22 protein-coding genes are annotated in these 23,074 nt (G+C 45.8%); 3 read left to right on the forward strand and 19 right to left on the reverse strand.

The window, feature by feature from the left end:
* Window positions 1-158 precede the first annotated feature (158 nt).
* The 5 genes from H9I35_RS00240 to uvrC form a co-directional block, all read right to left on the reverse strand.
* On the reverse strand, window positions 159-1,076 hold the full coding sequence (locus tag H9I35_RS00240; protein ID WP_187419683.1) for a hypothetical protein: 918 nt from the start codon (window positions 1,074-1,076) through the stop codon (window positions 159-161).
* A gap of 25 nt (window positions 1,077-1,101) precedes the next feature.
* A complete protein-coding gene (locus H9I35_RS00245; protein WP_187419684.1) occupies window positions 1,102-1,812 on the reverse strand; it encodes a hypothetical protein in 711 nt (236 codons plus the stop codon).
* 38 nt (window positions 1,813-1,850) lie between these two features.
* Window positions 1,851-2,396: a hypothetical protein gene (locus H9I35_RS00250; RefSeq protein ID WP_187419685.1), complete on the reverse strand. Its 546-nt coding sequence runs from the start codon at window positions 2,394-2,396 to the stop codon at window positions 1,851-1,853.
* Between the two features lie 298 nt (window positions 2,397-2,694).
* Window positions 2,695-2,997: a 4-fold beta flower protein gene (locus tag H9I35_RS00255; RefSeq protein WP_187419686.1), complete on the reverse strand. Its 303-nt coding sequence runs from the start codon at window positions 2,995-2,997 to the stop codon at window positions 2,695-2,697.
* 165 nt (window positions 2,998-3,162) lie between these two features.
* On the reverse strand, window positions 3,163-5,235 hold the full coding sequence (gene uvrC, locus H9I35_RS00260; protein WP_187419687.1) for an excinuclease ABC subunit UvrC: 2,073 nt from the start codon (window positions 5,233-5,235) through the stop codon (window positions 3,163-3,165).
* A 7-nt stretch (window positions 5,236-5,242) separates the two neighbouring features.
* On the opposite strand from uvrC, the gene H9I35_RS00265 reads away from it, so the two are divergent.
* Both H9I35_RS00265 and H9I35_RS00270 read left to right on the forward strand, forming a co-directional pair.
* Entirely contained in the window at window positions 5,243-6,904 is a 1,662-nt protein-coding gene (locus H9I35_RS00265; protein WP_187419688.1) for a fibronectin type III domain-containing protein, read from the forward strand.
* Complete coding sequence (locus tag H9I35_RS00270; RefSeq protein ID WP_187419689.1) at window positions 6,894-9,797, forward strand: tetratricopeptide repeat protein; 2,904 nt, start codon at window positions 6,894-6,896, stop codon at window positions 9,795-9,797. Before H9I35_RS00265 ends, H9I35_RS00270 begins: the two co-directional genes overlap by 11 nt.
* Before the next feature lie 33 nt (window positions 9,798-9,830).
* Here H9I35_RS00270 and H9I35_RS00275 read toward each other — a convergent pair whose 3' ends face one another.
* The 6 genes from H9I35_RS00275 to H9I35_RS00300 all read right to left on the reverse strand — a co-directional run bounded on the left by H9I35_RS00275 (window position 9,831) and on the right by H9I35_RS00300 (window position 16,218).
* The gene (locus H9I35_RS00275; RefSeq protein ID WP_187419690.1) at window positions 9,831-10,976 is read right to left on the reverse strand and encodes a M24 family metallopeptidase; all 1,146 of its coding nucleotides are present in this window, start codon (window positions 10,974-10,976) and stop codon (window positions 9,831-9,833) included.
* Between the two features lie 69 nt (window positions 10,977-11,045).
* Window positions 11,046-11,879: an ABC transporter permease subunit gene (locus H9I35_RS00280; protein ID WP_187419691.1), complete on the reverse strand. Its 834-nt coding sequence runs from the start codon at window positions 11,877-11,879 to the stop codon at window positions 11,046-11,048.
* On the reverse strand, window positions 11,860-12,876 hold the full coding sequence (locus H9I35_RS00285; protein WP_187419692.1) for an ABC transporter permease: 1,017 nt from the start codon (window positions 12,874-12,876) through the stop codon (window positions 11,860-11,862). Before H9I35_RS00285 ends, H9I35_RS00280 begins: the two co-directional genes overlap by 20 nt.
* The gene (locus H9I35_RS00290; protein WP_187419693.1) at window positions 12,873-14,303 is read right to left on the reverse strand and encodes an ATP-binding cassette domain-containing protein; all 1,431 of its coding nucleotides are present in this window, start codon (window positions 14,301-14,303) and stop codon (window positions 12,873-12,875) included. The genes H9I35_RS00285 and H9I35_RS00290 overlap by 4 nt, the downstream gene beginning before the upstream one ends.
* Before the next feature lie 293 nt (window positions 14,304-14,596).
* Window positions 14,597-15,610 (reverse strand): BMP family ABC transporter substrate-binding protein, encoded by a 1,014-nt coding sequence (locus tag H9I35_RS00295; RefSeq protein WP_187419694.1) that lies wholly within the window; start codon window positions 15,608-15,610, stop codon window positions 14,597-14,599.
* A gap of 173 nt (window positions 15,611-15,783) precedes the next feature.
* Entirely contained in the window at window positions 15,784-16,218 is a 435-nt protein-coding gene (locus H9I35_RS00300) for a MarR family winged helix-turn-helix transcriptional regulator (RefSeq protein WP_252722677.1), read from the reverse strand.
* 53 nt (window positions 16,219-16,271) lie between these two features.
* Here H9I35_RS00300 and H9I35_RS00305 point away from each other — a divergent pair, with 53 nt between their 5' ends.
* Entirely contained in the window at window positions 16,272-17,057 is a 786-nt protein-coding gene (locus H9I35_RS00305) for a hypothetical protein (RefSeq protein WP_187419696.1), read from the forward strand.
* Window positions 17,058-17,077: 20 nt separating this feature from the next.
* Here the strand turns inward: H9I35_RS00305 and H9I35_RS12495 are convergent, their stop codons facing one another.
* The 8 genes from H9I35_RS12495 to H9I35_RS00340 all read right to left on the reverse strand — a co-directional run bounded on the left by H9I35_RS12495 (window position 17,078) and on the right by H9I35_RS00340 (window position 23,009).
* On the reverse strand, window positions 17,078-17,206 hold the full coding sequence (locus tag H9I35_RS12495) for a hypothetical protein (RefSeq protein ID WP_256397685.1): 129 nt from the start codon (window positions 17,204-17,206) through the stop codon (window positions 17,078-17,080).
* Complete coding sequence (gene pyk, locus H9I35_RS00310) at window positions 17,190-18,983, reverse strand: pyruvate kinase (RefSeq protein WP_187419697.1); 1,794 nt, start codon at window positions 18,981-18,983, stop codon at window positions 17,190-17,192. The genes H9I35_RS12495 and pyk overlap by 17 nt, the downstream gene beginning before the upstream one ends.
* 169 nt (window positions 18,984-19,152) lie before the next feature.
* Window positions 19,153-19,515, reverse strand: a complete 363-nt coding sequence (locus H9I35_RS00315; protein ID WP_187419698.1) for a hypothetical protein — start codon at window positions 19,513-19,515, stop codon at window positions 19,153-19,155.
* Between the two features lie 69 nt (window positions 19,516-19,584).
* Window positions 19,585-20,088, reverse strand: a complete 504-nt coding sequence (locus H9I35_RS00320; RefSeq protein ID WP_187419699.1) for a hypothetical protein — start codon at window positions 20,086-20,088, stop codon at window positions 19,585-19,587.
* A gap of 105 nt (window positions 20,089-20,193) precedes the next feature.
* Window positions 20,194-20,532 (reverse strand): endoribonuclease MazF, encoded by a 339-nt coding sequence (gene mazF, locus H9I35_RS00325; RefSeq protein WP_187419700.1) that lies wholly within the window; start codon window positions 20,530-20,532, stop codon window positions 20,194-20,196.
* Window positions 20,526-20,759 (reverse strand): AbrB/MazE/SpoVT family DNA-binding domain-containing protein, encoded by a 234-nt coding sequence (locus H9I35_RS00330; protein ID WP_187419701.1) that lies wholly within the window; start codon window positions 20,757-20,759, stop codon window positions 20,526-20,528. Before H9I35_RS00330 ends, mazF begins: the two co-directional genes overlap by 7 nt.
* A 474-nt stretch (window positions 20,760-21,233) precedes the next feature.
* Window positions 21,234-22,073, reverse strand: coding sequence for a cytochrome c oxidase assembly factor Coa1 family protein (locus H9I35_RS00335; protein WP_252722678.1), 840 nt, complete (start codon window positions 22,071-22,073; stop codon window positions 21,234-21,236).
* Window positions 22,074-22,190: 117 nt separating this feature from the next.
* Window positions 22,191-23,009, reverse strand: coding sequence for a leucine-rich repeat domain-containing protein (locus H9I35_RS00340; RefSeq protein WP_187419702.1), 819 nt, complete (start codon window positions 23,007-23,009; stop codon window positions 22,191-22,193).
* Window positions 23,010-23,074 lie beyond the last annotated feature (65 nt).

A 23,074-nucleotide genomic window follows, 5' to 3' on the forward strand; every position in this document is an offset into this window, starting at 1 on the left:
TAATCTCTTGCCGGCGGATTTCGTAAATTAATAATAAAAAAATATATGCACGGCAGCAGAATAAAATAATAATTTCGAAAGTTGCCGGACTTGTGGGGGGGGTACAGAGTACAGCGCAAACTGATTCCTATTGCTTTGTATTAAATTAATTTTTATATTTACTTCTTTATATACAGATATGAAAATCCCGAAAATAACCTATTGCCGTCTTGTAAAAAATATTGAGGAAACGGCAAAAGGGGGAATTCCAATCGAATAATACCGGAATCTTCTGTATATGTGGAGAGTGTTTTATTTTCTTCATCGGAAAAATTCTTATCAAAACATGTTCCGTCGTTAAAAAATATAAACATGGTTTTATTATTCATTTCCCACCCGCTAACTACTTTACGACCGTATACCGGAGTTCTAAAATAAACTTTTAAATCATCATATAAGAAATATTTATCTGCAGAAGGAACATACACTAAAATGCGATTACTGTCGTTGACCGTAAAAATCCTGCCTGTTTCGGGAATATATATAAAATTTTCAGGTTCACGGAATTCAGAATATATACTACCGTCAGGAAATTCATCGGATTTCTTACAATATTCAATAGTATAGTATCGAATAGTTCCTTTGCCGTCTGTTTTAAATTCAAATCTTTGTTCGGTGAATTGAGATTCATTCATAATAAGAACAGTGCCTGAAGGAATTTCCATGCCGATTTTCAATTTACCGGTATGAAACGGTGATGCTCTATTCCAAATTTCACGCCTTCTTTTGCCGAACGTGATTGATGTAATATCATCCGGAATTTTCAGAATAGAATCGAAACTGCCGGAAGTATCTCTTTTATGGAATGGAGTAATTTCGATGATTATGGAAAGCGTATCGTTTTCTTTGTGTTTCTTTATATTCTTAACAACATATGAAGACCATGAACACAGTCCTGAAATTTTTAATTTATCATCCGGTTGTTCTATGATTTTGAAATTTTGTACAGTATTAAATTCCAGCGTTTTTGTAAAAATACATGCTGCTAATGAAAAAGGAAAAACAGCAGTTAATAATATTAAATATATTTTTTTCATATTACTTCGGCATTCCCGATAGTTTTTATTTTTCATATCCCGACAAAGTTAATAATTGGGACAGATATTTCCAATAATTATCAGCGCTTTTTTTATACTTTGCTATATTTTTTTTCGATAAATCGAATTTATACGATTTGTTAAAAATCAAATAATTGAAAAACTTATATATTAATTTATCCGTTTCATTCAGATTTGCATAGTTTATTTTTTCGATTTCGGTTTTATCTTCCAAAAAGATATACGATTGAATACCGTTGTCCAAATCCATGATGTAGTAGTAAAATCTTTCATCAAAACTTGTCGGATCTTCTCTCGTATTCCCCCAAATCAACCACGGCCATATATCGACTTTAAATTTATTTATAGGTTCGCTGTATGAACCGTAATTAAAAGAGCCTTTATTCCAATCATTTGTAACAAGGTTTCCTTCTTTATCGAACACGGCTTCTTCGCCGCTTTCCTTTGTATACACCTTATTGTCTTCTTCTCCTCGCATTTTATGAATATTGTTTTCGTAGGTATGTTTTAAAATATACTGTATAGCGGAAATATTTTCTTCCGGAATTTCTTCGTCTAAGTTTACTTCGAGCTTTATCAATCCGTTTTTTAAACACGACGATAGATCGGTTTCTTTTTTTGAATCTTGAAAAACGGATACAATATTTTCATGCGCATAAACGGATACAATAAAAAATATCGTCAAAATACAAATTGAAAAGCGCTTTTTGTTCATTTTTTTTCCTGCCTTAATCTGTGTGTTTGCCCTACGCATTAGTGCGTGAGCGCGGTTCTTTGTTTGACTGCCTTTACTTTCATGTATCTTTTATCGATTGTCAAACTGTGTAAATCCGTTATCCGCAATACGATTCTAAAATATTCCCGTAATAACGTAAATATGTCTTGCCCGTTTTCTCCCGTATTTGCATGAATGTCGTCAAAATATTCCACTATGTATTCATACGGTTTTAATACATCCAGTGTATCAATAGTAATTTTAGAATTATACATAAAGCCTTTTTCATCCAAGAATGTTTTAATTTCGAAAAGCTCTTTGTGTACGGTATCATCATTTGTAGAGGATGATATCCAATATATAAAAATTCCGTTTATTTTTCTTTTCAGCGTTATCGTTTCATTTTTACCTTTTCCGCATATATGGATTTGTGATTCATTTTCAGAAAGCAGCAATTCACGGATTGCGTTTTGAATGATTATGTCCGGATTTTCTTTGCATTTTACGATTTTCTTTTTTCTTGTAAAAGATTGAAAAATTATTATTAAAACCAAAATAGAAATATTAATTATTAATTTAATCATTTTTTTATTGTCCAAGCGCAAGTTTTTGAACTTACATTCGATTAATATCTCTGCCGCTTTTCCTGATTATAGCATAAAATAATTGACCTTGCATTATGAGTTCTCACAGCTGAGTATTTCAAAATCATAGAAAACTTATGTTTTCAGGTCTTTTATCAAATACTTGAATTTATCTTTTTATAATGTAATTTAGAAGCGCTGTTTTACAGATGCCGCGGAGGGATAGTACAACCGTGGCATACATGAATTGTCTGTATTGTGCAAGCACGATTTTACGGCTGCGGCAGGTCTTCGCGTCTTACAGTCCATCATCAAATAATCTTTCCCACGCGTCTTCGAATACGGTGCGCACCGGCGGCCGCGGAGAATGTGCCATGGGATGCATACCCTTTCCCGGATTTTCGGCATAGCCTGCGTTTCCGAGGGTACCTTTGTGCATGTCCAAAATCATGCCGTCTTTGAGTTCTCCGACATAGCCTCCGCTCAGTTTATGGACGTGTTCGCCCTTGAGCTGGCCGACGGGATTTCCTTCCATGTCGCGGATGTATGCGCCTTGTACGACGCCGAGCGGGTTTCCCTCTTTATCGAAAATGTATTCCATGTGTGATTTCCTTAATAATTTTTATACGGTCATATATCGGCCGTATACATTATAGGGAAAATCGCATTTTCTACAATCGGTTGCGGCAAGGGCGGCTGAAATTATATCGGCGGAAAACAATGCGTGCCGTAAAAAAATCGCGGTATTTTCGGCGATAGCCTGCCTTTATTCGGTACCGCTTCCGTCGAGGGCTGCGCCGGCAAGGCTGTCGATATAGTGCGCTGCTGCGGCTTTTTGCGCGGTCGTACCGGCGTTTTCGAGCGATTCGATCTGTTTCGCTTTTTTTTCTTTCCGTGCATCGTTGAGCTTTTTCGCTTCCCGCATAATTTTTTTTGCTTCGTCCTCACTCACGCCGAGCGCGTCTGCGATGCGCGATGAATCCGCGCATGCGAGGTTTTCGAGCGTCGTAAAAGTTTTTATCAATGTGCGCGCCCGCTTTTCGCCGACGCCGGGAAGTTCGAGAAAAATGCTTACGGTATTTTCTTTGGTACGGAGGCGCTGATTTTTGCTTGTCGCAAAGCGGTGCGTTTCATCTCTTACGCGCTGGAGCAGGCGGAGCGCGTCGCTTCTCCGCGGAAGTATGACGGGCGTGCTGTTTCCCGGCCTGTATATTTCTTCGTTTTTTTCGGCGAGTCCCGCGATGGGTATGTCGATGCCGAGCGATGTGAGTACGCTTTGCACCGCATTCACCTGTCCGATGCCGCCGTCTATGAGCAGGAGATCGGGCAGTTCCCGTCCTTCGTTCAAAAGTCTCGTATAGCGTCTGCTCGCCGCTTCCCGCATGGATGCGAAGTCATCTATGATGCCGTCGGTCGTTTTGAGGCGGAAATAGCGGTAGTTTTTTTTGTCGGGGTTACCGTTGTAAAAACTTATTAAACTTGCGACGGGAAATTTGCCGCCGATATGCGCGATGTCGAATCCTTCGATACGTACGGGAAGCGTGTCGAGAGAAAGGAGCGTTTTGAGTTCTTCGAGCGCTGGTATGTCGCCCCGTTCGCGCAGGCGCCGCACGATATCTTCATGCGCGTTTTGCTTTGCCATATTGATGGCTGCCGTGTGGTATTTTACATTTTTGCCTGCATCGGAAACGGGGACGATTTCGGTTTCGGCGCCGAGCGTTTCGGAAAACCATCTTGCAAGTTCGGCGGGCGAGAGAAAAGCGACGCTTCGATCGGGGAGTTGCGGGGTGCCCCCGCTGGAGGGGGAGCGAGCAACCGTGTGCGAGCGCGGGGGAGGGCTCTTCCCCGTATCGGTATAAGAATTTTCAATGCCGGATAAATTATTAATTAATAAATTGGGTATATAGATGTGCGGGGGTACTTCGGCTTTGTCGGTATAGTATGCGTTGAAAAACTCTCCGATCAGCTCCGCATCTTCGTTTAAACTTACGGTGCGGTAGTTGCCGCGTCCTTCGAGTTTTCCTCCGCGGAGTTTTAAGACGGTAAAACTTACGAGTTCACCTTCCCTCCAATAGGCGATGTAGTCGCGGTCGTCTCCGTCGAAAGTTTGGACGATGTTCTGTTTTTGCATGATCGAAAGAGCTGAAAGTCCGTCTCTCAAGCGCGCGGCTTTTTCGAAGTTGAGATTTTCCGATGCCTTTTGCATTTCCGCTTTTATTTTTTTTAGGGTTTCGTCTCCTTTTCCCTCAAGAAGGCTTTCGATTTCGCCGATGTATTCGGTATAGGCTTCGCGGGAAATTTTTTTGCAGCAGGGCGCGCCGCATCGGCCGATGTGGTAGTAGAGACAGGGAGCATCCCGATCTTTGAGCGTTTTGCACTGCCGCACGGGATAGATGCGGTAGAGCGTGTCGATAAAGGTGTCGAGCGCACCCGCGTCGGGGTAGGGGCCGAAATAGGTCGAGCCGTCTTCGATGATGCGCCGCGTTTTGATAACGCGCGGAAAATCTTCGTTTGTGATCCGCAAAACGGGATAGGATTTGCCGTCTTTCAAATCGATGTTGTAGCGCGGATTGTGTTTTTTAATAAGATTGTTTTCGAGCAGAAAGGCTTCATATTCGTTTGCCGTTGTGATATACTCGATTGACTCGGCGTGTGCGACAAGGAGTTTCGTTTTGATGTCTTTGCTGCCGGAAAAATACGAGGTGAGGCGGTTTTTCAGATTTTTCGCTTTGCCGACATAGATGACATCTCCCTGCCGGTTCCGCCACAGGTAGACGCCGCTTGAAGAGGGGGCTTGTAATGCCGTTTCGTGTAGTATTTCCCGTACCGCTTTTGCCATAGTGCCTATGTGTTTTCCGTATAATAAAAAAATAACGATTTTGTCCGCGCTTCGTCCAGTGCGCGCACTTGCCGCTTTGTGCACTCTTCATCCGGTGCGCGCTTCCGCTTTATCGAGCGCTCTTCGTCCGGTGCATGTATTTTTCGTTTCGCGGACGCTTCGCTTTCGCGCGTGCCTTTTATTGTACGCGCTTTCGGCAGTTTTGTGTATCCGTCCCGCCTTTGCCGATTCGATGACGATCGGCGGAAGCGAAGGCTGGTCGAAGCTTTCGCTCAGGAGAGGCGTTACGGAGGGGACGGGGCGCTTCGGCTATCCGTGTATCGAACTTGCTACCGACAGCCGTGTTCAGGACGCGATGACGGACACGCTTTTCGATTTCGAAGAAAAGCCCTTTGCGGATAAAACGGGGCATTATATTGTGACTAAAAACGCCCTTTTGCTTTCGGGAAAATCGGCGATGGGAAAAGGCGCCGCTCTTTCCCGCGGTACGGGCGGCATATCGCTTCGCGGAAAGGCGGGCTCGCTTTTCGGCACGGAAGGACCTGCTCCGTCGTTTTATATTGAGTTTTGGCTCTTACCCGCGGTTGCGGAAAACGGTGAAGTCGTTTTTAATTGGAGATCATCGCGCAGCATCGGACGCAGTATCGTATATCAGATGATCACGGCGTCTTTTTATCAAAATCATCTTTCATGGACGTTTTCGAATATCTTCGACGGATACGATAAAGGCGATGTGACGCTTACGGGTATTACGACGCTGATTCCCGGAAAGTGGGCGCATCACTCGATCGCTTTCGACGAAGAAAATGGGTGTATCGAATACCGCGTGAACGGCGGGCTCGAAGCGATCGCCTACGTTACGTCGACCGGCCGCGCGTCGGGTTCGGTGTATCCTGTGTATTTCGGCGTGCCTGCGGATATCGAACTGTGCCGAAAGTATACGGGAAGTATCGACGATTTCCGCATACAAAAGGGAACCTATAACGATGCGATGCTGCAAAAATCGGAAGATGCGTCGGCTCTCGGATACGCGAAGTACCGCGCGTCCGGCGGGCGCATCGAAACGCAGCCGCTTTTGACATCGGTCGCATCTTCTCTCAATTCGGTGACGGCGGTGATGAGCGAACCGGATCAAACTGCAGTTCGTCTCTATGTGCGGAGCGGCGACAATATTTTCGGATGGACCGATTCGTATCCCGCGTGGCGTCCTGTGCGAAGCGGAGAAAGGATTTCGGGCGTAAACGGTTTGTATTTTCAAATAGCCGCCGATCTTTATCCCGACGGAAACGGATCCCGCACTCCGTCGCTTACGCAAATCGATATCGATTATACGGTGCCTCCTTTGCCGCTTCCGCCTTTTACCGTAAAAGCGGCTTCCGGTGACGGAAGCGTAACGCTTTCGTGGGCGCATTCCGTCGACGAAAATGCGGGCGGTTATTACGTTTACTACGGAACGAGGCCCGGCGAATATCTCGGACGCGTTGCACGCGAAGGCTCATCGCCTGTCGATGCGGGTTTTTCGCAGTCCTTGACGCTCACGAATCTTAAAAACGGAACGATTTATTATTTTGCAGTTGCATCTTATTCGAAACTCGACAGGCGCATAGTCGGCCCTCTTTCGCGCGAAACCTATGCGCGCCCCGCATCGGACGGCGATTATGGCAAGTGAAAGGGCAGAGGAGAATAAATTCGTTTTTCGCCGTGCGGCGGCGGCTCTCGCTTCCCGCGATTTCACCCTTGCCGCGCGCTTGTATGAGGGATTGTTAAAAGACGATCCCGAAAACCGCGATGTGCTTTTTGCGCTCGGCGACGTGTACGTCAAATCGGGCGACGATGCGCGCGCTCTTCCTTATTACGAAAAAATTAATAAGATTGATCCGAACGATGCGGCTTCTCTCAATGCGACCGGCGGTATTTACCGCAGACTTGAACGCTATGACGATGCTCTCCGCTCTCTCCGTGCGGCTCTCTCCGCAGGCGGCGACAAAACTGCGATACAGTATAATTTGGGATTTACCTATCGTTCAATGGGAGATTACGATAAGGCGATCGACTGTTTCAATTCGGTTATTTCCGCTGATCCGGGCGATACGCTTGCGTACAATCATTTGGGTGCCATCTATGCGCTTCGCAAAGAATATCAAAAAGCGATGACGGCGTATAAACGCGGCTTGCAAATCGATCCGAATCATCCGGTACTGCAGTTGAATCTTGCCGAAACTTATGAAGCCGTCGGTGCGGACGGAGAAGCGGCCGTCGTATACGAAGCTGTCCTGCGCGCGAAACCCGGAAAAACGGAAGCGGTTCGAAAGTATGCAGCGCTTTTGCTCCGCCGGCATAAAACGGAAAGGGCTGCCGCCGTCGTCACAAAGGCGATCGCTCTGCATCCGTCCGATGCGGGACTTTTTGCGCTGCTCGGCCGCATAGCGCTCAAGCGATTCGATTATGAAGCTGCCGTTTCCGCACTTAAAAAAGCTTTGAAATTCGATCCGAAAAATACGACCGTTATTTCCTGTCTTGCCGATGCATATGAAAAAAAAGGCGCGCTTGAAAACGGGGCAGCCCTTATTCGTCAGGCTGAAAACGATTTTCCGGCGGACGCCTCAGTCGGAGAACAATATGTCCGCACTCTTCTTTCAGCCCGTGATTATGAAGGCGCATTTGCAAAGCTTAAAGCGCTCTATGCGGAAAATCAAAACGATGTGCAAATACTCGATCTCTACGGACAGTATTGTATTTGCAGGGGAGAAGATGAAAAGGCCGCTTCCTGCTATAAAAAAATAAATTCGATCGACTCTCAATATTTTGCGTATGAAAAGTCGGCTGCGCGGCGGTTTGTGCAAGCGGGGCGATTCGATAAGGCGCGGAATTTTATCGCGCGCTATCTTTCAAAATATCCGAGCGATGAAGAAGCACTCGTGCTTTCGGCGGAAATCGATACGGAAGAAGGGAAGCTGTCTTCCGCGCTCGCCGCTTACCGCGCCGCCCTCGCCGTAGACGGCGGCAATGTTTCGGCAAAAAACGAAAGTGCGCGTATCGAAAAATTATTAAAAGAATCGGACGATGCACAGAGCGATTATGTTGCGGATGAAAACGATGAAACAACGGGCGCGGAAATCGTTATGGATTCTCCCGAAACGAAAGCCGCCGAAGCTTCCGTTTACGGACAACTTCGCTCAGACGACGATTTTTTCGATTTTGATTTTGCGGGTGAAAGTCTTTTAAAAGCCGACGACGAAATCGATCCGTTTACAATTGCCGATCAAGAAAGCGATGAGGAAATACGGGATTCCGAACCGGAAGGTTTGGATCTTCTCATTCCGTCCGACCGTCCGATCGACAAAGACGCGTCTTCACGGGCCGCCGGGAGCGATGATATTTTCGACGGGAGGACGGGACCTGCTGCAGGAATCGATGAAAGTCTTTCCGGAAATATAGAAGACGCCTTCGGTACGGAAAATATCGATGCGGGATTTGAGACTCCGGCCGTTTTGCCGAAAAGTAAAGCTAAACGCGTAAATTATGAAGACGAGCCCATTTCGATAGCCGAAGACGTGCCTGCTCGCCGTCCTTTGTCCGAAGCGGCGATCGGAAGCGAGCGGGGTTGGACGGATGCCGAGCGCGCGCTTTCCGCTGAAAAAAAAGCGCGAGCGGAAGCCGGTGCGAGAGAAGGAGTGTCTGAGGGATCTTCGTTGCCTATGCAGGATACGCGCGAAGCTGCGGGTTCGCTTCCTCCCGAACGCATCTTTGAAGCCGAACGCCGAGCGGCGGAAACGGCTGAAGCCGCTTCCCGAAAATTTGACGCAGCATTGAAAGCCGTAAACGCCCGCCGTGCGGATGAGCTTGAAGCTTTGCGCCGTTCTTATGATGAAGCGCATCGGACGCGCAAAGCCGCACGCGATGCCGTCAATGAAATGCGCGAGCTTATCGGGTCGATGAAAAAAAGCGTCGAACGAATACGGTCGGATACCGAACACGCGGAGTCGAATGTCAAAGGTGCGGCCGAAAATGCCGTGAAAAAAATACGGGATGCGGCCGAAAAAGCTCTTTTAAAAACGGATGCAAACGGAAATATTGCAAAACGAACCGGCGGCGAAGAGCGCAGTGAAGGAAAGCCTCGAGACTTTAACGCCGCTCTTGAAAAAGCCGTGCGTGCGCTTCCCGATATCGCTTCGGCTCTGCAAGATAAAAAAAGTGCAAGCGACTTTGCAATCGAATTGGATCTTTTTAAAAAGCTTCGCGCCATGTGCGATTTTTTACCTTCGCTGCGAAAAGAAAAATTTATGAAAAGCCGAACGAGGCTTTTGCTCGATTACGTGATAGCGCGTCTTTCCGGAAAGCCGGGGCTGCTTGCGACGGCCGAAGTGCTCAGAAAGATAAAACTGCCCGCAGGTCTTTTGGAAAACGGAGCGACATCCTTTTCCGCACTCACCGATGAACAGCTCGTACCGCTTGTCATCCACGATATGCGAACGAAACTTGCCGATTTGCCCGATGCATCCCTTGCCGAGGCTCTCGACGCTGCCGCATCGGAAGCTCTCGAAAACGCACGGGGACGCTGAGTTCGCTCCGCCTCAACGCGCCCCGCAAATCAATTATAATTTAATAATTCTCGAATGCGTTATAACTTCGTTACCGCTGTCGGTAATGAGTACGTCGTTTTCAAGCCGGCAGCCTCCGAGCTCTTCGTCGTAGAGTCCCGGTTCAAGCGTTACGATCATGCCCGGTTTAAAAACGAGGGTTTCGGCTGCTTTGAGATTGACGCGCGGAGACTCGTGTATTTCAAGGCCGATCGCATGTCCGAGTCCGTGCGGCATTTTCCGTTTTCCCGCCGCAAATACTTCATCCGCTTTTATCGCCGCATTTCGAATTGAAAGGCCGGGCTTGTACAGTTTGAGACATTCGTCATAGGCTTTTTGTACGAGATCGACGAGTTTTTCCTGTGCTGCGGAAAGCTTACCGCGTGCAACCGTGACCGTCGTATCGCTCGTGTAGCCGTTTACGACGACGCCGAAATCGAGGATCGACAGCCCCGAATCCGCCCATTTTCCGGAAGTGTAATTCGGAAAACAGTGGATACCCCAGCTGCGATCCGGTCCCGCCGCGAGCGTGTCGAATCCCGTTCGTTCGCAGCCGTGAGCGCGGCATTCTCTTTCGATAAGCAATGCGACATCCGTTTCCGTTATGAGCTTTTTCGATTTGATACCCTCTTCAACCGTGTCGATTATTAAATCTCCGATGCGCGCGGCTTCTTTCGTACATGCGATTTCATACTCGTCTTTTATCATGCGGAGCTCTGTGACATAGTGATGAACGCTGTTTTCGCGGCAATGAATATCGCAGCCTTCGAGCGCGTCGATGTATTTTAAAAATTCGGGATAGGTCGTCGAGGTCGGCAGTTCCACTTTTTTATTTTTTAAGTGACCGCTTTCGCCGAGCACCGCTTTTACCGCATCGATCGCGGTATTTTTATATTTCGTATACGGTACGACTTTATCTGCGAATGCATATCGTTTCGCCATGATTTCATCCCACGGAACGAGTACCGAATACGCATCGTCGAATACGATCAAAACCGCATCGTTTATGTGGCCTGAAAGATAGCGCACCGCGCTTTCGCGTTTTTCTTCACTGTCGATAAAGACTGCCGCACCGATGCCGTTTTGTTTCATAAAGCGAGCGACACGCGCACGGCGCTCGGTATACATCTTTTTAAATTCATCTGTTGTCGGTATTTTCATATATATTCCTTGTATATAAATATAGCGATTTTTTTATATTTCGGAAAGCGAAGCGGTGATTTCGAGTGTCTATTCGCCCCTCTTCGTATCCGGCACGAGAACGATGAGCACGAGAGATGCGATATAGGGCAGCGCGATCAAAAGAGGAGAGGCGATATTTTGAAAAACGTTTTGCAAGTTCGCAGCAAAATACTCCGCCGCACAGAGCACGATCACTGCCAGAACCGTGCCCCATCCCGTTCGTCTGCCTAAAAATACCGCCGCAAGGGCGAGCCATCCGCGGCCGCTTGAAATATTCGGCACAAAGGATGAAAGCCTGAACGACAGTATGCAGCCGGCAAGGGAGCCGTAAAACGCTGCGATGCACCACGCCGCAGTCCTGCATGCGGATACGTTGATGCCGCGCGAAGAAAGGACGTCGGCATCTTTTCCGGTGATGCGGATGTAAAGCCCGTATTTTGTCCCGTAGAGAAACGCGAATCCCGCCGCCGTAAAAACAAGAGCGATGACTGCCGTCGAAAGGCGTGTGCGTGCGGCGGGAAACGAAAAGGCGGGAGAGGTGAGTACACCGCGGGTAGCGAAGAGCGCGACCGAAATGACCGAGACGAGGGCGCCGGTAAAGAGGTTTAAACCGAGAGATGCCAAAAACGGATTTGCGTGAAGCGATTCCACGGCTCGGATCGAAACGAATATGATGAGCGTACAGCAAAAGACCGAAAGGAATGAGCCTGCGATAAACGATCCGGTCAATACGCTGAACGCATAGCAAAAAAATGCTGCGAGGTTAATAATGCCGTTGAGAAAAACCGCCATACGCCCGGAGTATTCGCTTGTGAGCGCGCCGAGTGACGCCAAAAGCAGGGGCGCGGATAAAAGCGCTATGTTAAAGCCCGCGTTTTGCATGCCGCATGCCTCCCGCATATTTGACGGCGATGCACGAAAGCATGACGCCTTGAATAAGAGAACTCATGTCGAAGCCGAAATTGTTGTTGAGCGCAACTCTGTTTGCCGACGTAAAAAGCCACGCGAGTACAAGTCCTGCAGGAGCGATCATTGCGGGGTTCGAGTTCGCGATAAGCGCGCATGAAAGCGCATTCCATCCCATGCCGGCATAAAATCCCGCGTGGCAGGTGTAGTAGGTTCCCGCAACGGCGATAAAACCCGCAAGCCCGTGAAGTGCGCCTGCCGCTGCGAGCGTCGCATAGAGCGTGCGGCTTTGCCGGTAACCCGAGTATTTTGCAAACTCTTTCGATATACCCGTGATCTGAAGGTGTCTTCCGCTTACCGTGCGGTATTTGACGTACCATACCGCGCCGCACAGCGCGAGCGGAATAAGCGCCAAAGCCGAAAGCGGGGAGGGATTTAAAATATGCGCAAAGCGAAAACGCTCGGCGATAAACGGCGTTGCAAGGAGATTGTTCGTTTGACCTCGAAACTTCCCTGCGATAAGCGAATCGATAAACGGAATCGCCGCCGCCGAAACGAGAAAGGACGTGAGGAGTACGTCGGCGTTTTTTAATTGGCGAAGAGAGGCCGATACGAGGGCCATCGCGGCGGGAAGCAAAAGAGAAGCGGCAAAGGCTGCGGCCGTAACGAAGGCGGGCGGCCATCCGACGGGAAGGGCAAAGACGACGGCTGCGGCAAATCCTCCGGCATAAATCTGTCCTTCGCCGCCCAAATTGTATTCTCCCGCCGTCAGTACGATCGCGTCTCCGAGCGCGCCTGCAGCGAGAAGGGCTGCCGTATTGAGCACGCTTCCGAAATAGTAGTGCGACGTAAAAGAGCCTGTCAAAAAATCGAGGGCGGAAACGAAAGTGCGTGAAAAGAGAGAGAGTACCAAAACTGTGAGGACGAGACCTGCGATGACGGGAAGCGCGTCGACTATTGTTAATTTTTTCACGCCGCCTCCCGCATTTTGCGAAGATCGCCGCCTTCAAGCACATAGTGCGCGGTGCAAAGCGAAGTCGGAAATTCCGACGACGAAAGCACGATGACGACGGCGCCGCGCTGCGCAAAGTCCGAAAGCAGTTTTTGCGTGCGTTCGGCCGCTTTGCCGTCGAGTCCTTGCAGCGGCTCACACGCAATGATCAAATTCGGATCGTTTTCGAATTCGCGCGCAAGGATTAAGCGCTGCAGCATACCGCCCGAAAGAGCCGATGCTTTTTCATCGGGTCGAATAGAAACTTTCGCTTTTTTTATCAGGCGCGTCGCATATTCGTCCGCGCTCTTTTTGCCGTACATTGCGCATAAAAGCTGTTCGATCGAAAGACCGGGATTCGATGCGCGGAAGGTTCTGTCCGAGGGGATGATCGCCGTTCGGAGTTTCGCTTCGGTTCGTAAAAAATACGGCGTCCACTTTCCCGATTTGAGATCGATGCACAAGCTTCGTTCCCCCGTTTTGATGCGGCACAATCCTTCCGTACGCGCGCTTTCCATACCCGTGACGACGTTTTCGAGCGTACCGAGCCCGCTTTCGGGCAAACCTTCGATGAGGGTGATGCCGCCGCTTTTTGCGGTAAACGACACATCGAAAAGAGCCGGCCGTTTTTTCGGCCGTACGCCGATGTGTTCGAACGAAATACAATCGCCGCTTCTTTCCGCACGAACGGTATGAAGCGGTACGACATCCGATTTCGTCTTCGGCACATACAGAGCGCTCCGCTCGTAGTGCTCGGCGCTTTTTCCTTTTTGCAGTACGGTTACCGTATCGGTATAGCGAGAAACTTCCTGCATGATGTGCGTGATGACGATGACGTTCATCCCCTTATCTGCAAGTTCACGGATATTTGCATAGAGGGAAATCCTCTGTTCCCGGTCGAGGAGTGCGGACGGCTCGTCGAGAATGAGCATGCGCGGCTCGCGTATGAGAGCCGAGATGAGCGCCGTATAAAAGCGTTCGTCTCCTCCGATATGGGCGGCGAGCGCGCGGAAGTTTAAGTGCGGCGCCCATTTCGATTTTAACAATTCCGCACGCGAAAAAATTTCACCCTTTTTGAGCGTTTTTCCCGCAGCTCCGTATTCCGTTCCTAGGAGAATGTTTTCCCATACGCTGATACCGTCGGCGATGAGCGGCCGCTGTCGTACGCAGACGATGCCTGAACGAAGGGCATCGCGCGGAGAAAAAAAACGCACGGCCTTTCCGTCGATAAAAATCGTACCGCTGTCGGCTTCGAGCGCGCCGCTTAAAACAGATGCCGTCGTCGATTTTCCCGCGCCGTTTTCTCCGAGCAGCGCGTGAATCATGCCGCCCTTAAAGACGAGGGAAAGATCTTCGAGCACCGTTTTGTGCAGATACCGTTTTGAAATATGTTCGAGCGCAACATCCATAGTAATTACCCTGCATGGTGAGTTTCGAAAGCATTTCTAAACAAAGGTATGCTTTAGGTGAAAACTTCGTTCGCTACGCTCACTACCGAGTTTGCTCTGCAAACTCGCCGTGTATGCCGCGGTCGAGCTTTTTGGGCACGCTTCCGTAAGTTTAACGCTCGAAACGGCACGCAGCCGGAACCTCACCTTGGGCATAATTTTATTTGTTTTCGAAACTCACCATACCATTGATGCATGAAACAGTTGGAAAATTTCGAGTTTTTCAAAACTCGAAATTCAGAAATAGTACCGTATCAATTTTGCGGAAGAACGAGCGTGCCGTTTTCTATGCTCGCGACGACATCGCGCATTTTTGCACGCATTTCATCCGTTATCGCTTCGTTTTTGTGATTCGGCGCATCCTGTACAAAGCGTACGAAGCCGTCCGCGACGCCGACGGTTTGCGCCGTCCCCCATTCTGTTTTACCCGTAAGGTAGTCGAGCGTAACGTTTTCCGCCATCTTCGCCTGGTTGAGCGGTGTGCACGATATGATATTGTCGGGCGCGCGATCGAAACTCGCGTTGTCGAAAAATGCGAGATATTTTCCCTTTTCTTTCGCCGCGTTGATGACGCCCTGCGACGCTCCTCCGCAGATCGGAAGGATCACATCGACTCCGGACGAATACATCGCGTTTGCAAGTTCGGCGCCTTTCGTCGCATCGTACCAGTTGCCGACGACGCGGAAATCGACCGCCGTACCGGGAGAAGCGGCTTCTGCACCTTCTTTGTAGCCGGGAAGTATGACGTTGTTCATGACCGGATATTCCTGTCCTGCAATGAGACCTATCTTTTTCGACTTTGTCATGAGACCCGCCATATAGCCTGTCATATACGACTGTTCGTGTTGATTGTAGCGAACGGTTGCCACCGATGAGTTTCCCGACTTATAGGCATCGAGCAAAATAAATTTTTGATTCGGAAACTGCGCGGTAAGCGGTTCGACGAGTTCAGGCAGCGACGGATTAGACGAAATGATGACGCTGTATTTTTGTTCCGCGGCGAGGGCGGTGAGCTTTGCCGACCATTCGGCTTGGTTCGTTCCCGCTTCGAGTATGGTGACTGAAGCCTGCGCGCTTGTATTTTTCCCGTCGTTATATGAAGCGGCGCCATGCTGCACGCCTTGAACGAGCATCGCATAAATGGGACTGTCGGCTATGATGCCGGGGACGAAGACCGCGATGGAATGAGCCTGCGTTTTTTTTGCGCTGCACGAAAACAAAGCCAAAAGAAAAGCCGCGAGTGCAGCGGCGCATATCGATTTTTTCATAATGAATTACCTCTTGCAGGGTAAATATAGTTTTATATAAAACTTTTGTCAAGCGTATGGATGCACCCCCTATGAATGCGGTATGAAAACACAGCGTTCGCGGAATACCGCATCCGCCGGTGTCCTATGCGTGCGTTCGTTCCGCCGGCATCGTATGCAGGCGGCCTTTCGTCTTATTGAGAAAAATTTTCTGCGATGCGCGTGAGAAAGGCGAAAGCGTTTTTCTTTTCGGTTTCTGAAAATCCTTTGTAGAATATTTTAAGCAGATCCTTTGCAAGCTCGGCCGTCACATCATTGTATCGTTTTCCTTTACGCGTAAGCGATACGAGTTTGCTTCTCGCATCTTCCGGAGCGGGGGCGGTTTTTACAAATCCGTCGCGTTCGAGCTTTCGCACCAAAACGGTCGCAGTCGATTTGTCTCGGTTGATTTTTTCCGCAAGCTCTTTCATTGTAAGCGCGTCTTTTGTCGCGAGCTGGAATAAAATAAAACCGTGAGAAGACGCGAAGTCGGGCAAGCCCTTTTCCGCGAGGCGCTTTATGAGAAAATCCGCCGCCGCCGAATGTATGCGCGATACGAGCGACATGCTCTGCCGTATGTCCGTTTGCATAATAAAAGTATACACCTTGTTGCGCTCCGAATCAAATAGCTGTACAATGCCGTATGTATCTTTTCTTTATCAAAAAAAATTTTTACGACGGCTGGGACAATATGCTCACGCTCATCGTCATAAACCTCGTCGTCATGGCCGCCTCTTTGGGACTTTTGTCGCTCATCTATGCGCTGCAGCAAAGCGTGCCTGTTGTCATAGCTCTCATTCTCGTTTCAGGCATCGTCATATCCATACTCGCACTCGCATCGGGAGAAGTCGCTTCTTCTGCGGCAAATTTCGGAAGCGCGCACATTGCGGATTTTTTTAGGGCGATCCCTTCGTGCATTGCCGACGGAATCCGGCTCGGTCTTCTACTCGGCGTCGTAGGAGCCGCATCATATGTGTGCATTCCGTTTTATTTTGCGCAAAAAACGCTCATTGCAATATTTATCGGCGCGATGTTCGTGTGGCTCGTCGTCTTTACGCTGCTTTCGCTTCAATGGTTCGTTGCGATCCGCTCTCTCATGCACAACGATTTTAAAAAATGTCTGAAAAAATGCTTTCTCATATTTTTTGACAATGTTCCGTTTTCTCTGTTTACGGCGCTGTATGTTTTTTTTCTTACGGTGCTGAGCGTCTTTTTTTTCGGTCTTTTGCCGTCCCTTTCGGGCATCACTCTTGCGCAAGTGAACGCGCTTCGCCTGCGTTTGTATAAATACGATTATTATGAAGCGCATCCGGAGTTGAAGACGGTGAAAGAAAAGCGATACATTCCGTGGGACGAACTTTTGCAAAACGATAAAGAGACTCTCGGCCCGCGTTCGTTCAAATCGCTGATATTTCCGTGGAAAGAGTAGGGCTGTTTAAAAAATAAAGCCTACGCCGGATTGTAAGGGCGGCGAAGCCGTTCTCCGCAAAGGATGAAGTTTGCGGAGAATGAAGCGGAAGCGGAACCCTGAAAAGCCGGTTCTTCCGCTTCGCTTCGTCCGCTACATTTTTCCTTCATACACGAGCAAATCCTTTCCGTCGATCGTCACGGTCAGTCCGTTTTCGATCGTACCGGCGTCTTTTCCCGCTTCGTTCAGCCAAACGATATTTGTATTTATCATTTTCATCGTGTCGGCGGGGATTTCGTTCGTGCTTTCCGAAATGACGCCGTCGACGAGGCGGAGGATAGGGATCCAGCTTTCATCGAGGGAAGGGCAGACGAGGATTTCGCCCGTTTTGCGGCGGAGCATCGAAACGGCATCTTCGGGCGAAGAGGCTTTTACGATTCTTCCGGAAACTCGGGATACATCGGATGCCGTGCCTCCCGAGCGGCCGCGCGCCAGTACGTTTCCTACGAGGAGAACTCTGATCGTGTTTACGGGGATCGGACTTACGAGCGGGATGCCCGCACAGAGGATGATCCTGTCGCTTTGGCGGACAAAGCCGTTGTCGAGGGCGAGCTTTACCGCATTTTGTACCATATCTTCGCTGTCGTCGGCCATTTTCGAAACGAGCGGAAAAACGCCCCAGTCGATGAGCATTTGCCGCTGCACTTGTTCGTTCGGAGTGACGGCGAGGATGGCCTGTTCGGGGCGGAAAGTGCTTATCATGCGCGCGGTATTGCCGCTCATCGTCGGGACGATGATGACGAGCGCTTTGGTTTTATCCGCCGTTTCGTACGCCATCTGCGCCATGATCCTGCCGATCGTTACATCTCCTTCAGGGAGCGGAGGAGCGGCTTTGATGCGCTTGCAGTATTCTTCGCTGTCTTCGACCGTTTGCGCGATGCGCGCCATCGTTTCGACCGCTTCGGCGGGGTAGGCGCCGTTTGCCGTTTCACCCGAAAGCATGACGGCGTCCGTGCCGTCGAAGATCGCGTTTGCGACGTCGGTCAATTCGGCCCTCGTCGGACGAGGATTGACGATCATCGAGTCGAGCATTTGCGTCGCGGTTATGACCGGCTTTCCCGCCCTACGGCACTCTTCGATAATGTGCTTTTGAGCAAGCGGAATGCGCTCTATCGGAAGCTGTACGCCCATGTCGCCTCTGGCAACCATAATGCCGTCGGCCGCTTGAGCGATCTCTGCGATATTGTCGAGCCCTTCTTCGTTTTCGATTTTGGCGATGATTTTCATATTCGAACCGATCGATTCGATATAGCGCCGTATTTCATGCACTTCGCTTGCAAAGCTCGTAAAGCTTGCGGCGATAAAGTCGCAGTTCATCTCTGCGGAAAACGCGATATCGGCCTTATCCTGTTCGCTCATAATCGGAAGTCCCGCGTGCAGACCGATGAGGTTGACGTTTTTTTTGCTCCCGATAGCAGCCGTATTCGCCGCCGTGCACATGACCTTTGTTCCGTCGGAGGATTCGACATCCAATTCGAGAAGCCCGTCCGCGATGAGGATTTTATGCCCGCTTTGAATACGCTTCGGCAAGTCGCGCCATGAAAGGGAAATATGCGCCGCATCCTTTCCGTTTGCCGCAGTAACGGGACTGTCGTCGGCAGTGACGATGACGCGCTCTCCCTTGTTTACCGTAATCGTTTTATTGTCCGGCACGATACCCGTTCTGATTTCCGGGCCTTTGGAATCCATCATAAGCGCGACCGGTTTTCCGATTTCGCGCGACAGACGCCTGATGCGCTCCATCATCTCTTTTTGGCTTTCGTGCGTACCGTGTGAAAAGTTAAAGCGCGCGATATCCATACCTGCGCGTATCATCTTTGCCGCAATGTCATCGTTATTGCTTGCGGGTCCTATTGAACAGACAATCTTTGTTTTTCGTAACGACATAACACGAGTATAGCACAAAATGCGCTTTGTGTAATCACGGGGGAATTGCAGGTGAGGGGAGATTTTGGGGGACATGAGCACATAAGTCCCATTTATTTTTAATTTTTCCATCTAACCAACTGATATCGTTCACATCTATCTTAAAATCTTGCATATCTTCGTTCAAATACTAAAGTTCAATTTTATTAATTCGGCAAACTTGACTTGGTAAATTAATATTCCTGTTCTTTTCAGAAAGTCCATATTCTTTATTTAAATCCAATACATGATGTCCGAATATTTTTTTCTTTATTAAATCTATTACCACCACTAAATATATATTTTTCAAATCTGTAGTAAAAACTATATGTCGATAGCTTCCGTCTTTTGCATCATATATATAGCGAATATGCATTTTTCCTAATTCATCAATTAAATTATTATTTACATATTCATCAAATTCTTTTGTATTAAAATTTTCCGCTGTTTCTGTAACATCTAAGAACCCTTCCGATGGGAATGTTGATTTAAAATCATATTCGGATAATAACATATTAAAAAATAAGTTTGACTTGCTTTCTGAAATATCTTTGTTAATCTTTGAAAGATTTCTCTGTTTCTTTTATATGCTTTTCCAGAACAGGAATTTGTTGATACGATTCCGATTCTGCATCTGAACATATACCATATTTTTCAAATTTTTTCTGTAATCTCTCAATGAAATGTTGTATATTATTTTTATAAAATCTAAATACTTTCCTTTGTGAAACAGTTTCTTTTTCGCAGATCTGTTTTTCCATTCTACAAAATTCTCATTGATTTTATTTATACAATACTTCCATTGATAATAAACATAAATTTTATTACCTTTTTTGCAAAGAATTAATACATATTCTCCATCAAATATTCTTACTTCCGTTTCTTTATTTTCTTTTAATAAACGAACTGTAAACATCAGTAATCTGAATGTACTATTCGGCAAGCCAATAAAATCTTTATTTGGTATTTTCTTTATTGAATTTGTAAAATAATAATTTGCGGTAATACGGGGAAGATCTTCATATATTTTTCCGATATAAATATCGAAGTAATCTTTACTAAAGGCATTTATAATTTTTTTTAGCATAATTTTTTATTCTTCCTAGCAGACCGGTGGCCTGTCGCTATAACTAACGCTTAACCTGTATTTGCGGCTTGTCCTCAATGTCGGGTTGAAGCGGGTGTTAGGTGATTACTCAATCAACAACTTTATATTATCTACAACAGCATTTATCTCTTCTTCTGTTGTCTTTTCTATAAAATCACAACTTCTTTTTTTATAATCAAGGTTCTTTACTTGGTCGCTAAGAATACAGCCATTTATCGAATGATTATCCAATACAATTTCAAAAGGATAGCCTTTTATATGGCTCGTAATAGGACAAAATAAAGCAAGTCCGACTTTTTGATTGTATCTTTTTTGTGAAATGCAAATTGTAGGACGACGACCTTTCTGCTCATATCCTGCTTGCGGATTAAAATCAAGCCAAACTAAATCGCCTCTATCGGGAACATAATTTGAATTCACCATTCTTCGTTACCTATTGAATAACCTGTCGAGATTTCCGAATGAACATTTTCAGAAGTAACCATTGCCAGCATATCATCAAGCGTTTTTTTCTGAGGAAGAATTACTATTTTTCCTTTTTCTGCGAGTACTTCTATTTTGCTTCCATTCTTTACATTATTATCTTTTGCCCAAAGAGAGGGTATTCTAAATCCGAGACTATTACCCCATTTCTGAACTACAACCTGCATAATAAACCTCCATTATTTTTTAGTATATACATTGTATAGTCTTTTTGTCAAGGATTTTTTTCAAAAAAGCGGGCTTGCTCCACTGCCTAAATCATTCATATTTGAAAACTATGACTTTCATGCCATATTCTTCAGCTGCTATATAATACATATCACCAATTATCCCTCTCCTCCGAATGCAGATTTTCATAAGATTATTATTCCATCAGCACCAATTATCTTCCGTATCATCACAAGTAATCTAAGTCAATTCAATATATTGTTCAGAAGGGATATACTCCATTTATCACTGTAACCTTTGCTTTAGCGATTAGAAATCCTGTACTTTGGCAACTACATAGGATAAATAGACTTATTAACCGGGAATATATTTCTTCATTTTTTCCTCAAGCTGCCCGAAGGGCAGTCCACATAACATTCGCTTGTACAGCACGCGGCTTGTCCGTTTGTCGGCTTTGAAAACGGTGTTAGGCGTTATTCTTTATTTAAAAGTAAATCTATTGAATCTGCTTTTCCTTTGTCTTTATAAAAAATTACTTTGTTATATTTCCAAATTCCATTTTCCTTTTCAGCATCGATATACACTCTTGAAATACCATTTTTCCCTTTTATTTTGTACGAAAGAGATGCTTTTCCCGTTCCTTTTCCATTCATACTCATAGAACCGCTAATTATAATTGGAAGTTTATATTCTTCTCCAAGATATTCCATAGCATCCCGATTATTTTCAATAAGTTCTACTGAATACTTATATGGCTCAGAGTTTTTAAATAATGGAAAAATAGAGGTGCATACAATTATAGCGCCGATAAAACCAATTCCAAATATTACAGCACATTTTATAATTTTTTTCTTTTTAGTTTCATCTGTAATTTCGATATTTGTTTTTACTTCAATTTCTTTATCTTTACCAAAAGTTTTTCTATATAGAAAAATATTTCCGTAAACAAAACCTAATGGACATGTAGAATATGCAAAAGGAAACATATCGTTTTTATCTTTTAGTAAACAAATAATTGTATCATTTATTATTCCAAAGATAATACCAATTGTGCTTATTATTATAAATAAGTAACAAAAAAACTTAAAAATAGATTTTGGACAAAACGGATTTATTTTTTGGAAACCTAATACGATAAAAACCATTGCCCATGCTATAAAGAAAAAGCCAATACTTATTCCAAAACCTAATAAAGTTTCTGAAACTTTTATATCCTTACAGATGCAAATAATACAATTTAATATGCAAACCCCAAGAATTATACCTAGAATAATTTTTATTCTTTTTTCATAAAAATCAATTATTTTTTCCATTTTTTCCCTTTTTTGCACGCCAATGCGTGTCCACCTAACATTGTTTTAAACCGCAACGCAGCTTGTCTGCGTTGTCGGCTTTGAAAACGGTGTTATGTGTTTTTCCTTTAATTTTATTTATTTGTATTTTTCCACAAGCTCTTTTACTCTGTCCTGAATCTTACTTCTTAATTCTCTTTGTTTTTCATTTAAATATAAATCAAGTTCTTTATCAATACCTGTATGGAAATATGCTACTTCTGGAATAGAATCTAGTGGTGATAAATCTTTTGTTGTAATTTTTACTGATACAAACCTAAAACTTTTTAATTTATTTAATGTATCAAGAAAATGAAGATTAGAAATTTTTGAATTATTTCCTATTACAAGTTCTTGTAATTCGGTAAGTTCTCCAAGAATTGACCAATCTGAAATATTTTTTCCTGCACCTTCTTCAAACCAAAGCCTTTTTAATGTTTTTTTTAACTTTTCTATACCTTTTATATCATTAAGATTTTTGATATAAAAAAACCTAAGTTCCTCAAGGTTTGGTAATTCACAAATAGCAGAAAGATTTAACATATTCCCAAAACCTATATGAATCGTTTTTACACAAGGAAGTTTTTGCATCTGTAACCAAAAATTTTCATAATCTTTACATCTATAAATGGAAACTTTCTCAAGTTGTTTACATTCAGGAGTTATTTCCGTATTTTTTCCAAAACCGCAATCTAAACTTTTTAACTTTGGAAGATTTAACTTTACATTTTCTAGATCACAACCAAGTTCTGTTAAATCTTTGAAATTGTTAAAAATTGATGAATTATATTTGATTTTTTTACGAGGCGAACCAATATGTATCGACTCAAGTTCCGGATAATTCAAAAGAGCTTGTAAGCTTTTATTAATTTCTTCATTACATTCAAGAGTTATTCGATTACTTTTTGGATAAATCATATTAATTTTTTCTTTCGCCTAAATCCAACGCTTAGCGCTGTGTACATAACATCCGCTTAACCTGC

The organism is Treponema sp. Marseille-Q4132, from assembly GCF_014334835.1.
GTDB lineage: Bacteria > Spirochaetota > Spirochaetia > Treponematales > Treponemataceae > Treponema_D > Treponema_D paredis.